The 13,858-nt window shown below is 69.4% G+C and carries 10 protein-coding genes; 1 reads left to right on the plus strand and 9 read right to left on the minus strand.

The genetic code is table 11. The annotated features are described in order from the left end of the window. Positions 1–66: 66 nt before the first annotated feature. Positions 67–1,059 (minus strand): TRAP transporter substrate-binding protein, encoded by a 993-nt coding sequence (locus tag ACT6XY_RS00215; protein ID WP_444746336.1) that lies wholly within the window; start codon positions 1,057–1,059, stop codon positions 67–69. Positions 1,060–1,203: 144 nt separating this feature from the next. Here ACT6XY_RS00215 and ACT6XY_RS00220 point away from each other — a divergent pair, with 144 nt between their 5' ends. Further along, positions 1,204–1,896, plus strand: coding sequence for a GntR family transcriptional regulator (locus ACT6XY_RS00220; RefSeq protein ID WP_444746337.1), 693 nt, complete (start codon positions 1,204–1,206; stop codon positions 1,894–1,896). Positions 1,897–1,903: 7 nt separating this feature from the next. On the opposite strand, the gene ACT6XY_RS00225 is transcribed toward ACT6XY_RS00220, so the two are convergent. The 8 genes from ACT6XY_RS00225 to urtB form a co-directional block, all read right to left on the minus strand. After that, positions 1,904–2,275 carry a hypothetical protein gene (locus ACT6XY_RS00225; RefSeq protein ID WP_444746338.1) on the minus strand — a complete coding sequence of 124 codons (372 nt, stop codon included), beginning with the start codon at positions 2,273–2,275 and terminating at the stop codon, positions 1,904–1,906. 82 nt (positions 2,276–2,357) lie between these two features. Then, positions 2,358–4,565, minus strand: coding sequence for a transglycosylase domain-containing protein (locus ACT6XY_RS00230; RefSeq protein WP_444746339.1), 2,208 nt, complete (start codon positions 4,563–4,565; stop codon positions 2,358–2,360). Positions 4,566–4,906: 341 nt separating this feature from the next. Continuing rightward, complete coding sequence (locus ACT6XY_RS00235) at positions 4,907–7,720, minus strand: [protein-PII] uridylyltransferase (protein WP_444746340.1); 2,814 nt, start codon at positions 7,718–7,720, stop codon at positions 4,907–4,909. 95 nt (positions 7,721–7,815) lie between these two features. Next, complete coding sequence (locus ACT6XY_RS00240) at positions 7,816–9,414, minus strand: gamma-glutamyltransferase family protein (protein WP_444746341.1); 1,599 nt, start codon at positions 9,412–9,414, stop codon at positions 7,816–7,818. Between the two features lie 87 nt (positions 9,415–9,501). Continuing rightward, entirely contained in the window at positions 9,502–10,197 is a 696-nt protein-coding gene (gene urtE / locus ACT6XY_RS00245) for an urea ABC transporter ATP-binding subunit UrtE (protein ID WP_444746342.1), read from the minus strand. Positions 10,198–10,199: 2 nt separating this feature from the next. Continuing rightward, positions 10,200–10,994, minus strand: coding sequence for an urea ABC transporter ATP-binding protein UrtD (gene urtD / locus ACT6XY_RS00250; RefSeq protein ID WP_444746414.1), 795 nt, complete (start codon positions 10,992–10,994; stop codon positions 10,200–10,202). Between the two features lie 26 nt (positions 10,995–11,020). Beyond that, positions 11,021–12,163: an urea ABC transporter permease subunit UrtC gene (urtC, locus tag ACT6XY_RS00255; RefSeq protein WP_444746415.1), complete on the minus strand. Its 1,143-nt coding sequence runs from the start codon at positions 12,161–12,163 to the stop codon at positions 11,021–11,023. Continuing rightward, the gene (gene urtB / locus ACT6XY_RS00260) at positions 12,163–13,713 is read right to left on the minus strand and encodes an urea ABC transporter permease subunit UrtB (protein WP_444746416.1); all 1,551 of its coding nucleotides are present in this window, start codon (positions 13,711–13,713) and stop codon (positions 12,163–12,165) included. Before urtB ends, urtC begins: the two co-directional genes overlap by 1 nt. Positions 13,714–13,858: the final 145 nt, after the last annotated feature.

The raw sequence follows: 13,858 nt of genomic DNA on the forward strand, positions 1-13,858 counted from the left end.
TTCGCCGGAGAGAGCGGAGGAGAAGGCCCGCCGCTCTGTGCGGCGGGCTTCGTCGCGGGCGGGGCGTCAGGTGACCGCCTGGATGCGCGCCACCAGTTCCTTCATCTTCGCGTCGGTGACGAAGCGGTCGTAGACCGGCTTCATCGCGTCGATGAAGGGCTGCTTCTCGACGGTATTGATCACCGCGCCACCGGCACGAACCTTGGCCTCCGACGCCTTTTCGCGGGCGTCCCAGAGCTCGCGCATCTTGGCGACCGATTCCTTCGCGGCGGCCCGGACCAGCGCCTGGTCGGCGGCGTTGAACTTGTCGAAGGAGCGCTTCGACATGACCAGCACCTCGGGGCTGAGCGAGTGCTCGGTGAGCGAGTAGTACTTGGCGACCTCGAAGTGGCGGGTCGATTCGTAGCTCGGCCAGTTGTTCTCGGCGCCGTCGATGACGCCTGTCTGGAGGCTGGTGAAGACCTCGCCGAAGGGCATGGGGGTCGCGTTGGCGCCGAGCGCCTGGACGAGGGCGACGAACATGTCCGACTGCTGGACGCGGATCTTCATGCCGCGCATGTCGGCGGGCGTCGTGATGGCGCGCTTGGAATTGTAGAAGGAACGCGAGCCCGAATCGTAGAAGGCGAGGCCGACGAGACCGTGAGCGGTGAAGTCGCCGAGGATCTGGTCGCCCACGGCTCCGTCCATCACCTTCCGCATGTGGGCGACGGAGCGGAAGATGAAAGGCAGGGAGGGGATGTTGGTGGAGGCGATCAGGTTGTTGAACGGCGCCATGTTGATGCGGTTCATGTCGATGACGCCGAACCGGGTCTGGTCGATCGTGTCCTTCTCCTGGCCGAGCTGGGCGGAGTGGAAGACGTTGATCTTGATGCGGCCGTTGGTGCGCTGCTCGAGGAGCTGGCCCATGAACTTGACGGCATCGATGGTCGGGTAGCCGTCGGGGTGGATGTCGGTCGATCGCAGGGTGACGGTGGCCTGTGCGGCCGCAGGGCGGCCAAGAACGGCGGGGCCGGCGACGAGGGCGCCGGCGGTGGACACGAAGGTGCGGCGTGTCAGCATGGAGATCCTCCCGGGTGGAAACGGTGTTCCCTTCTTGGCGGGGAACGTCTCGACCGGAGCCTTGCGAAATGCGGGCTTCCCGGTCGCGACCAAGTCTAGTATGCACTTGTATGGAAGTTCAAGAGGAAACGGGGCGCCGGAACGATGACCATCGCACTCCTCGAAACACCGCCGCCGCGCATGCAGGAGAGCGCCGCTGCCCGGGTCGAGCGCGAACTGCGCGCGAGCATCATCGACCTGACCATCCGGCCGGGCGAGAGGCTGTCGGAATCGGAGATCGCCGAGCGCTTCCAGGTGTCGCGGCAGCCGGTCCGCGAGGCCTTCATCGCGCTGATGCGGCAGGGCCTTGTGGACGTGCAGCCGCAGCGCGGAACGGTGGTGGTGAAGCTGTCCGTGCGCCGCATGCTCGACGCCCGTTTCATCCGCGAGGCGATCGAGGTCGCGATCGTGCGGCGCGCCTGCGAGCGCTTCGACGCCCACTACCGCGATCGCGCGGCCTCGCTGATCGAGGCTCAGGAGACCGCGGCGCGGGCTGGGGACCATCTCGGCTTCCAGCGGCTCGACAGCCTGTTCCACATCACCCTCGCCGAGGGAGCGGACTGCGCCGAGGCCTGGAGCGCGGTCGAGATGCAGAAGGCGCACATGGATCGCGTCTGTGCCCTGACGCTGCACTCACCCGGCTCGATGGGTCCCCTGGTGGACCAGCACCGGGCGATCCTGAACGCGATCGAGGAAGGCGACGGGGAGCGTGCGGTGGCGGCGATGAGCCATCACCTCTCCGAGATTCTCCGGGCGGTGGCGGGGCTGGACCTCGCCCACGCCGAGCTCTTCGAATAGCGGGATATCAGCGGCCGGTCGCCCGCTCCCGCGCGGCATGGGAGCCGGCCGGAGGCGGCGCGGGGATCGACGAGCCCCAGGAGCGGGGTCCCTGCGGCAACGCCTGCCGGCGGCGGCCGAAGAAGCGCTGGAACAGCGCGGCCGAGCCGAGGATCAGCGCCATGCCGATCAGCCAGGTAACCGCGACGGCGGAGACGCCGAGCCCGTGCACGCGCGCGGCGATCCAGGCGAAGGTGAAGGGTTCGGGAGGAAAGCCCGGGACGGTGCCATAGCTCGACGCGCCGGCGCCCACCGTGTCGACCACGGCATAGGCCACCAGGGAAAAGATCGACCACATGGCGGCGCCGGCCAGGGCTCCCCACCAGACGATCCGTGTCATCGCGCCATTCCTCCCTGCAGGTCCCGAGAAAACGATCGGGCTGCATGTGGGGTTCCCGCCCGGTGGCGCAAGGGTCAGGTGGTCAGCGGAAGAGCCTGTCGAGGAACCCGCCGCCCGGCTGCGGGCGGACCACGGCGCTGCGGTCCTCGGCCTCGGCGGGCCGCTGCGGGCGACGCTGGCCGCCGGGATCGACCCTGGACATGGTCATGGGCTGGTCGATGGTCTCGCCGGGCAGGATGCGGCCGGGCGCGTCGTAGGAGCGCCAGTTTCCGGGCAGGTCGACGATGGCCTGGCCGCGATGGGCCTCCGCCATGACCCTGTTCCAGACGTCGACGGGCAGGCCGCCGCCGGTCAGGCGCCGCGTCGGCGCGCCGTCGTCGTTGCCGAGCCAGACGCCTGCGACGAAGCGTCCCGTATAGCCCACGAACCAGGCGTCGCGGAATTCCTGGCTGGTGCCGGTCTTGCCGGCGACGATCCACCCCGGCAGGCGCACCGTGCGCGCCGTTCCGGAGACGGTGGTCTGGTTCATCATGGCGTTCATCATGGCGACGTGGCGCGGCTCCACCACGTGGCCGTTGTTCATCGGCTGGCGCTGGAAGAGCACGCGTCCGTTGGTAGTACGGATGCGCGTGATGACGTGAGGAATGACGCCCGTGCCGCCGTTGGCGAAGGGTGCATAGGCGCCGACGAGCTCGAGCACACTCACTTCCGACGTGCCGAGCGCGATGGAGGGATTGGCCGCCAGCGCCGAGCCGATACCGAGCTTCTGGGCGGTGCGCACGACGGCGCGCGGGCCCACCTCCTGGCCGAGGCGGACGGCGACCGTGTTCAGCGAGGAAGCGAGGGCCGTCGTCAGGCTGACCTCGCCCCGATAGTCGCGGGTATAGTTTTCCGGCCGCCAGCCGGAGACGGCGACGGGCGCGTCGTTGCGCGTCGTGTCGGGCGTCAGGCCGCGCTCCAGGGCGGCGAGATAGACGAAGGGCTTGAAGGCCGAGCCAGGTTGCCGGCGGGCGGCGACCGCCCGGTTGAACTGGCTCTGGCCATAGTCGCGGCCACCGACCAGGGCGCGGACCGCGCCGTCGCGGTCGAGCACGACCACGGCGCCCTGGCCGACGCCGTAGCGCTGGCCGCCGCGTGACAGGGCCTCGACGAGGGCCACCTCGGCCGCCTGCTGCACCGGGCCGACGATGGTGGTTTCGACCGTGAGGTCGGTCTCGACCTTGCCGACATAGTCGTCGATCAGGTCCATGATCCAGTCGGCGACATAGTTGATGGAGCCGCCGGGAATGGCTCTGCTCGCCTGGGCCGGGTTGGAGCGGGCGGTGCGCGCCTGCGCCTCGGTGATGTAGCCCTGGTCGGCCATGGCGGCGAGCACGAGCTGGGCGCGCGCCTGGGCCGCCTCCGGGTTGCGGGTCGGGGCGAGGCGTGACGGCGCCTTGACGAGGCCCGCGATGACGGCGGCCTCCTGAAGCGTCAGGGCGGTGGCGGGCTTGTCGTAGTAGCGGCGGGCGGCCGCCTCGATGCCGTAGGCGCCGGCGCCGAAATAGACGCGGTTCAGGTAGAGCTCGAGGATCTGGTCCTTGGAATAGTTGTGCTCCAGCCAGAGGGCGAGCAGGGCCTCCTGCACCTTGCGGCCGAGGGTGCGGTCGGGGTTGAGGAACAGGTTCTTGGCGAGCTGCTGGCTCAGCGTCGAGCCGCCCTGCTGGACGCCGCGATTGGTGACGTTGGTGACGACGGCGCGGGCGAGGCCCACCACGTCGAGGCCGAAATGCGAGTAGAACCGGCGGTCCTCGATGGCGATGAGCGCCTGGGAGACGTGTTTCGGCAGGCTCTTGAGCTGGATCGCGGCGCCGCCGGTATCGCCGCGGTTGGCGAGTTCGGTGCCGTCGGCGGCGAGGATGGCGATGTTCGGCGGCCGCGGCGGCACCTCCAGCGTGTGGGTCGGAGGCAAATGGGCGGCATACCAGGCGACGATGCCGGCGACGACGATGAGGCCCCAGATGGAGAGGGTCGCGCCCCAGATCACCAGCGTGCCGAAGAAGCCCCGGCGCTTGCGGCGGCGCGGCTTGTCGTCCCGGTCACGGCGGCCCGGCGCGGGACGGCGGCCGCGGGGAGGCTCGTCGTCCTCGACGGCTTCGTGGCGGCGGGTCCGGGCGGGTTTCGGCGGCTTCGCCGGTTCGGCGACGCGCACCCACGGACGATCCTCGCGCGTGGCCCGCAGGTCCGCTCCCCCGCGTCCCGTGCCGAAGCTCGGTTCGATCCGCTCGCCCTTGCTACCGCGCCGCGCCATGCCCCGCCTGGTCCGCCCCCTCGTGTGCTGATGCCTCTCCTCAGGGGTAAAGCCGGCGCGATGAAGGGGGGGTTAAGGCGATTTTGCGGAGGGCCTTCATCGTTCGGCAGGGTTAACGGGCGGCGCCTGCAGTGCAACCTGGATGTTCATCGGCGCCCTCCACGCACCTCAGGATGAGGAGGGCGGTGTCCTGGACAGTGCTCCGGGAGGCGCCGGGCTCGATCTTCTTGCGACAGCGGTGCCATCCACCGCCCCCCTCATTCTGAGGTGCGAGGGCAGAGCCCGAGCCTCGAAGGACCCACGTCCTGCCTGCGGCTCGCCCCCCGGTGCCTGAAAGCGGCTCAGCGCGCCGCCTCATCCTCCAGCACACCGGTGAGGACCTTGCGGATCGCCGTCTGGCGCTGGGCCGACTGGATCTTCGCCCCCATGAGGTCGGTGACGTAGAACACGTCCACGGCGCGCTCGCCGAAGGTCGCGACATAGGCCGAGGCGATGTTGAGGCTGTGGCGCGAGAGCGCCGAGGTGAGGTCGTGGAGGAGGCCGGGGCGATCGAGGCCGGAGACCTCGATCACCGTGTAGCGCGTCGACCAGGTGTTGTTGATGGCGACGTCCGGCGCGATGCGGAAGGTGCGCGAGCGGTGGCGTGCCGGCGACTTCTTGGCGGCCGCGGCCACCGCCTCGCCGACCTTCATCTCGCCACGCAGGGCCTTCTCGATGGCGTCGGCGATGCGCCCGGCGCGGCGCTCCTCGTCCTCGTCGCGGTCGAAGGCGCGGGTGATCGAGATGGTGTCGAGGGCAAGCCCGTCGGTGGTGGTGTAGATCTGCGCCCCGACGATGTTGGCGCCCGTGGCGGCGCAGGCTCCGGCGATGATCGAGAGAAGCCTCGGGTGGTCGGGAGCGAGCACGGTGAGGTGGATGACCCCCTGGCCGGGCACCAGGTCGATGCGGGTCGCGAGCGAGCGGCCCGCGGCCTCGGCCTCGATCAGGAAGCGGGCGTGCTCGACCTTGGTGGCGAGGTCGACCTTCAGCCAGTAGGCGGCGTAGTGCCGGCCGACATAGGTCTCCAGCGCATCGCCCGACAGCGCCGGCAGGCGCTCCGGAACGGCGCGGCGGAACTCCTCCTGGGCGATCTCGACGCGCCGCGAGCGGTTGACCTCGGAGAAGCCGCCGGTGACCACCGGCTCGGTCTCGTAATAGAGCGTCCGCAGGAGCTGGCTCTTCCAGCCGTTCCAGACGCCGGGACCCACCGCCATGATGTCGGCGGTGGTGAGGATGAGCATGAGCTTCATTCGCTCCAGCGACTGCACCACGTTGGCGAAGGTCTCGATGGTCTTGCGCTCGGCGAGGTCGCGCGACTGGGCGATGGTGGACATGACGAGGTGCTGCTCGACGAGCCAGGCCACCGTCTCCGTCTCCAGCGCGTTGAGGCCGAAGCGCGGGCAGAGCTTGCGGGCGATCTTGGCGCCGGCGGTCGAGTGATCCTCCGGGCGGCCCTTGGCGATGTCGTGCAGGAACAGCGCGACATAGAGGAGGTCGCGGTTGCGCGGCTGGATCGTCTTGACCAGGTCAGCGGCGAGGCCGAGGCCCGGGTCGCCGCCGCGCTCGATCTGCTGGAGGATGCCGATGCAGCGCAGCAGGTGCTCGTCCACCGTGTAGTGGTGGTACATGTTGAACTGCATCATTGCCACGACGCGGCCGAAATCCGGCACGAAGCGGCCGAGCAGGCCCGCCTCGTTCATGCGGCGAAGGACGATCTCCGGCGTGTTCGCCGAGGTGAGGATCGACAGGAAGAGCTGGTTGGCGGCGGGATCGTTGCGCAGCTTGTCGTCGACGAGCTTCAGCGAGCGCGTCAGCAGGCGGATGGCGTCCGGGTGGAAGGCGAGGTTGTAGCGGTCGGCCAGCCAGAACATGCGGATGAGATTGACGGGGTCGCGGGCGAAGGCCTGGTCGTCGGCCACCGTGATGCGGTCATGGTCGATCTGGAAATCCGGGCTCTCCTTGAAGCCGCGGCGCGACTTCGGCCTGAGGCGCGCGATGAAGCGGTCGAGGACGGGGGCCGGCTTCTCGTGCCGCTCTTCCAGTTCCGCGCAGAGGATGGCGGTGAGGTCGCCGACGTCCTTGGCGATGAGGAAGTAGTGCTTCATGAACCGCTCGACATCGACGAGGCCGTTGTGGCCGCGATAGCCGAGCCGGGGGGCGAGTTCCCGCTGGAGGTCGAAGGACAGGCGCTCTTCGGAGCGGCCGGTGAGGAAGTGCAGGTGGCAGCGCACGGTCCACAGGAAGGTCTCGCAGCGCCGGAACATCTGCGCCTCGCGGCGGGTGAAGACGCCCTTCTTGGCGAGTTCCTCGTCGGTCTTTACGCGGTAAGCGTAGCGCGCGATCCAGAACAGGGTGTGGAGGTCGCGCAGGCCTCCCTTTCCGTCCTTGACGTTCGGCTCGACGAGATAGCGGGACTGGCCGGTCTTGCGATGGCGCTCGTCGCGTTCGGCGAGTTTGGCGGCGACGAACTCGGGCACCGTGCCCCTCACCACCTCCGCGTCGAAGCGCTTTTCCAACTCGCCGAAGAGCTGGGCGTCGCCGTGGATGTAGCGCGCCTCGAGGAGCGCCGTGCGGATGGTGAAGTCGGTGCGCGCTTGGCGGATGCACTCGTCCACCGAGCGGGTAGCGTGGCCGACCTTCAGGCCCATGTCCCAAAGGCAGTAGAGCATGGCCTCGGCGACGCTCTCGCCCCAGGCGGTTTGCTTGTAGGGCAGGAGGAACAGGAGATCGATGTCCGAGCCGGGCGCCAGCATGCCGCGCCCGTAGCCGCCGGTGGCGACGATGGCCATGCGCTCGCCGGAGGAGGGATTCTCCGAAGGGTAGAGCTGGTCCATGATCCAGCCCGAGAGGGCGCGGATCACGTCATCCTGGAAATGCGACAGCGCCTCGGCGCAGGCGCGTCCGTCCGAGGTGGCAATGAGGCGCTCCTCGGCGATCCGCCGCGCTTCGCCGAGGCGCCGCTTCAGAACCTGGACGACCTCGGCCCGCGCCTCGCCCGTCTTGCCGGCGGCGACGGCGATCGCCGCGAGGTCCGCGGCGAGGACGGCGGCCTCCACCAGGGGGCCGCGGTTGGCGGCCTGCCGGGCGGCGCGGGTTTCGGGCAGCGAGGAATCCATGGCGTGTCTTCAGTGACGCTCGAAAGCGCGGACCATACGCGCAATGGCGGGGGGATGCGAGGCGGCCGGCCGGCGAGGGTGCAAGGCTGCCGTGCCTAGAGGCCGGCCGCGCCGCCGTCGGCGCGCGGGTCGTGGGCCCCCGACAGCGACATGTCGGTGTGCAGCGTCACGCCGCCGGCGTGGCCCATCGTGTCGGACCAGCCCTCGTCGAGCATCGCGGTCTGGTGCCCCATCGAGCCGAGCTTGCGCACCAGGTCCTCGTCGAAGCGGCTCTCGAAGCGCAGGCTGGTGACGGACGAACCCCAGGTGCGGCCGAGGAGCCAGCGAGGCGCGTCGAGGGCCTCCTCCAGCGGCATCCCGTGGCGCACGTGGCGCTCGAAGATCTGGGCCTGGGTCTGCGGCTGGCCCTCGCCGCCCATGGTGCCATAGGAGAAGACCCGCCCATCGGCGAGCTGTGCCATGGCGGGGTTGAGCGTGTGGAAGGGCCGCCGGCCCGGCTCCAGCGGGTTCAGCGCCTTCGGATCGAGGACGAAGCTGGCGCCGCGGTTCTGCATGAGGAAGCCCGTCGATTTCGACACGCAGCCGGAGCCGAATTCCCAGTAGATCGACTGGATGTAGGAGACGACGCGGCCCTCCGAATCGGCGGCGCCCATCCAGATGGTGTCGCCGGGAGCGGCCCGGTGCGGCCAGGGCAGGGCGCGGTCGAGAGCGATGGCGCCCGCCTCTGTCCGCAGCGCCTCGGTGCGCAGGTGGTCGAGCGGGTTGCCGTCGAGCCGGTCGTAGTCGGTGACGAAGCGGTCGCGCACCAGGAAGGCGCGCTTGGTCGCCTCGACGATGCGGTGCACGAAGGCCACCGTGTCCTGTCGCACCGGGCCGTGCATGGCCTCGAGCTGGTCGAGGATGCCGAGGATCATCAGCGAGGCGAGACCCTGGGTCGGCGGCGGCATGTTGTGGACCGTGCCGAGGGAGTGCGCGAGGGACAGCGGCGTGCGCTCCACGGCGTAATAGGCCTGCAGGTCGGCGCGGGTGACGGGGGAGCCCATCTCCTCGAGGTCGCGGGCGAGTTCGCGGGCGATGTCGCCGCGGTAGGCGTCCTGGAAGCCGGAGCGGGCGAGGTGCTCGAGCGAATCGGCAAGCGCCGGCTGCCGCATCAGCGCGCCCTCGGCGGGCGGCTTGCCGCCGACGAGGAAGGTCTCCGCGAAGCCCGGGCAGTCCTTCAGCTCGTAGAGCTTGTCGACGGTCAGGCTGGCCTGGGAGCGGCTGACCTTGTAGCCCTCGCGTGCGGCGCGGATGGCGGGCTCCAGCATGACGGAGCGCGGCAGGGTTCCGCCGGAAGCCTTGGCCATGGCGTTGGCAAGGCGCCAGCCGCCGACGGCGCCCGGCACGGTGAGGGCCGCCAGCGGTCCGCGCGCGGGGATCTCATAGTGCCCCTTGTCGAGATAGGACTTGAGCGTCGCCCGCTCGCCCGCGAAGCCGCAGGCCTCGATGCCGTGGACGCGGCGGCTCGGCTGGTGGATCAGCCAGAACCCGTCGCCGCCGACATGGGTCATGTGCGGATAGACCGCCGCGATGGTGGCCGCCGCGGCGATCATCGCCTCGATGGCATTGCCGCCCTCGGCGAGGATCTGCCGGCCCGCCTCGGCGGCGGCGTGAGGCGCGGCGACGACGCCGCGCGAGAAGGGACCCTGAGCCATCTATGCATTCTCCATGGCGGCACGATAGACGATGCGCCCGGGACATTGAATCGGCAAAGGGACGGATCGTGCAGCGGCGGTGGAGGGTCAGATCGCCATGCTGCGGTGCAGGGCGTCGCGGTCCACCTGGCCCTTCAGCCCCTCGACCACGACGCGGCCGCGCTCCATGACGTAGAAGCGGTCGCCGAGCGCCTCGGCGAAGTCGAGATACTGCTCGACCAGCAGGATGCCGATGTTGCCCTTGCCGCGCAGGTAGTCGATGGCGCGGCCGATATCCTTGATGATCGAGGGCTGGATGCCCTCCGTCGGCTCGTCCAGCACGATGAGGCGCGGGCGGGTGACGAGGGCCCGGCCGATGGCGAGCTGCTGCTGCTGGCCGCCGGAGAGGTCGCCGCCGCGTCGGCCGAGCATCTCCTTGAGCACGGGGAAGAGCGAGAAGATGTCGTCGGGGATGGTGCGGTCGGCGCGCTTCAGCGGTGCGAAGCCGGTCTCGAGGTTCTCCTTGACCGTCAGCAGCGGGAAGATCTCGCGTCCCTGGGGCACATAGGCGATGCCGCGGCGTGCCCGCTCGAAGGGCGGCATGCGGGTGATGTCGCGGCCCTCCCACAGGATCTCGCCGCCCGAGATCGGCTGATGGCCGATGATGGCGCGCATCAGCGAGGTCTTGCCGACGCCGTTGCGGCCGAGCACGCAGGTGACCTTGCCCGGCTCGACAACGACCGAGACGTCGCGCAGGGCCTGGGCCGCGCCGTAGTGCAGGTCGACGTTCTTCACTTCAAGCATGGTCACCGCCCAAGATAGACCTCGATCACCCGTTCGTCGGAGCTGACCTGGTCGAGCGTTCCCTCCGCGAGGACCGAGCCCTCGTGCAGGCAGGTCACCTTCACGCCGAGCTCGCGGATGAACCCCATGTCGTGCTCGACCACCACGACGGAATGGGTCTTCGCGATGTCCTTGAGGAGATCGGCGGTGGCGCCGGTCTCGACGTCGGTCATGCCGGCTGCCGGCTCGTCGACGAGGAGGAGCTTGGGGTCCTGCGCCAGCAGCATGCCGATCTCCAGCCACTGCTTCTGGCCGTGGGAGAGGTCGCCCGCGAGGCGCTTCCTGTGGTCGCCGAGGCGGACGATGCCGAGGAGCTCGTCCACCCGGCGCCAGATCTCGGCGGAGTGGCGCGAGAACAGCGTGCCGAAGACGGTGCGGTCGGCCTTCACCGCCATCTCGATATTGTCCTCCACCGTGTGCATCTCGAAGACGGTCGGCTTCTGGAACTTCCGGCCGATGCCGAGATTGGCAATGGCCGTCTCGTCGAGCTGGGTAAGGTCGACCTGGCCGTCGAAGATGACGTCGCCGGTGTCCGGTTTGGTCTTGCCGGTGATGATATCCATCATCGTCGTCTTGCCGGCCCCGTTCGGGCCGATGATGGCGCGCATCTCGCCGGGGGCGATGATGAGCGAGAGATTGTTGATGGCGCGAAAGCCGTCGAAGCTCACCGACACGCCGTCGAGATAGAGCAGCGACTGGGTCACCACCTGCGGCCGCTCGATGGCCTGGACCGGATCGGCGGGAAGCTGGGTTTCCATCGGATCGATCAACATGGGGCCCATCCTCACTCGGCCGGCTGGCGGGCTGGCGAGGCGGCCGGCGGCTCGCGGCGCTCGCCGCGGCGTTTCCACCAGTCGGTGAAGGTGCCGAGGATGCCCTTGGGCAGGAACAGGGTCACAAAGATGAAGAGGCCGCCGAGGGCGAAGAGCCAGCCCTGCGGGAAGGCGCCGGTGAACCAGCTCTTGGCGAAGTTGACGAGGCCGGCCCCGAGGGCTGCGCCGACCAGCGTGCCGCGTCCGCCCACCGCCACCCAGACGATGGTCTCGATGGAATTGGCGGGGGAGAATTCGCTGGGATTGATGATGCCGACCTGCGGCACGTAGAGCGCTCCAGCGATGCCCGCCATGACCGCCGAGACGGTCCAGACGAAGAGCTTGAAGTTCTCCACCCGGTAGCCGAGGAAGCGGGTGCGCGCCTCGGCGTCGCGGATGGCGATGAGGATCTTGCCGGCCTTCGAGGTGACGATGGCGCGGGCGACCAGATAGCCCGTCATCAGGGCGAGGACCGAGAGCGAGAAGAGCACCGCGCGCGTCACCTGGCTCTGGATGTTGAAGCCGAGGATGTCCTTGAAGTCGGTGAGGCCGTTGTTGCCGCCGAAGCCCATGTCGTTCCGGAAGAAGGCGAGCATGAGCGCATAGGTCAGTGCCTGGGTGATGATGGAGAGATAGACGCCGGTGACGCGCGAGCGGAATGCGAACCAGCCGAAGACGAAGGCGAGGAGGCCGGGGACGAGGGCCACCATGAGCATGGCATAGGGGAAGGAGGAAAAGCCCCACCAGGTGACCGGCAACTCCGTCCAGTTCAGGAAGACCATGAAGTCGGGCAGGACCGGGTGGGAGTAGACGCCGCGCGGGCCGATCTGCCGCATCAGGTACATGCCCATGGCGTAGCCGCCGAGGGCGAAGAAGGCGCCGTGGCCGAGGGAGAGGATGCCGCAATAGCCCCAGACCAGATCGACCGCGAGGGCGAGCAGGGCATAGGTCATGTACTTGCCCCAGAGCCCCACGGCCGTGTTCGACACGTGGAACATGGAGCCAGGCGGCACGGCGAGGTTCAGCACCGGCACGAGGACAGCGGCAATGCCGAGCAGGACCAGGAAGACCCAGCCGGCACGGTCGATCTTCTCGAAGAGGAAGCGGGTCAGCATCATTCCACCGCCCGGCCCTTGAGGGCGAAGAGGCCCCTGGGACGCTTCTGGATGAACAGGATGATGAAGACGAGGAGCAGGATCTTGCCCAGCACCGCGCCGGCATAGGGTTCGAGGAACTTGTTGGCGATGCCCAGCGTCATGGCGCCGACGAGGGTGCCCCAGAGATTGCCCACCCCGCCGAAGACCACGACCATGAAGCTGTCGATGATGTAGCCCTGGCCGAGGTTGGGCGAGACGTTGTCGATCTGGCTCAGCGCGACGCCGGCGAGGCCGGCGATGCCCGAGCCGAGGCCGAAGGTGAAGGCGTCGACCCAGTTGGTGCGGATGCCCATGGCGCCGGCCATGCGGCGGTTCTGCGTGACGGCGCGGGTCTGCAGGCCGAAGGGCGTGCGCTTCAGGAAGAGCAGCAGCGCGGCGAAGACCATGGCGGCGAAGATGATGATGGCGAGGCGGTTGGCGGTGATGGCGAGGTGGCCGACCTCGAAGGAGCCGGACATCCAGGAGGGCGTCGTCACCTCGCGGTTGGTGGGGCCGAACCAGGAGCGCACCGCCTGCTGGAGCACGAGGCTGACGCCCCAGGTGGCGAGCAGCGTTTCAAGGGCCCGCCCGTAGAGATGGCGGATGATGAGCCGCTCGATGGCGACGCCGATGGCGCCGGCGACGAGGAAGGCCATGGGCAGGGCGATGAAGAGCGAGGCATCCATGAGGCCGGGAGCGACCGACCGGATGGTCTGCTGCACGACGAAGGTCGTGTAGGCGCCGATCATCACCATCTCGCCGTGGGCCATGTTGATGACGCCCATGACGCCGAAGGTGATGGCGAGGCCGATGGCGGCGAGGAGCAGGACCGAGCCGAGGGAGATGCCGTACCAGACGTTCTGGCCGGCCTCCCAGACCGCCAGAGTCCGGCGGATGGCGACGGAGGCGCTCTCGGCCGCCTCCCGCACCCGCGGCGGCGCATCGGCCGGCAGCGAGCCGAGCATGGCGAGCGCGTCCTGGTCGCCGCGGCGCTGGATGATGCCGATGGCGGCGATGCGGTCGGCTTCGGCGGCTTGCGGGTTGGCGACGAGAATGGCGGCGCGCGCCTCTTCCATCAGCGTCTTGATACGGGCGTCGCGCTCCTGGCCGATGGCGGTCTCCAGCGCGGCGAGGGCCGTGCCGTCACGCGACTTGAACACCGCCTCGGCGGCGCTGGTGCGGCGGGCCGGGTCGGGATGGAGGAGGGAGAGGGCGCCGACGGCCGCATCGATGGCGCGGCGGACATTGTTGTTGAGGCGAACCGGGCGGGTGGCGCCGACGTCGGAGGCGGGCTCGCCGGTGAGGGCGGAGACGAAGGATCCGTCGGGGCGGCGGATGAAGACGGTGCGGTCGGCCTGCCGGTAGACGAGGCGACCGTCGCGCAGCGCCTCGATGACGGGGGCGGCGCGCGGCGAGCCGGAGGTGGCGAGCCCGTTCACCGCACCGACGATGTCGTTGAAGCCCTCGGTGGCGAAGCGCTGGACGAGAGGTCCGGCGTCCTGCGCCCGGAGGGGGCTGGCGAAGAGCATGAGGGCGGCGAAGACCGCCGTGACGAGGGCAAGCTGCCAGGGGCGTCGGATGGTCTGGTTCAAGCTCGGCCCTCGTTCCGAAGCACTGCGGGGGATCACGAGGGCGCGCCGCGGACGGCGCGCCCTCCGGTTCGTCGGGACGAGA

The organism is Phreatobacter sp. (assembly GCF_052440005.1).
In the GTDB taxonomy this organism is placed as follows: domain Bacteria; phylum Pseudomonadota; class Alphaproteobacteria; order Rhizobiales; family Phreatobacteraceae; genus Phreatobacter.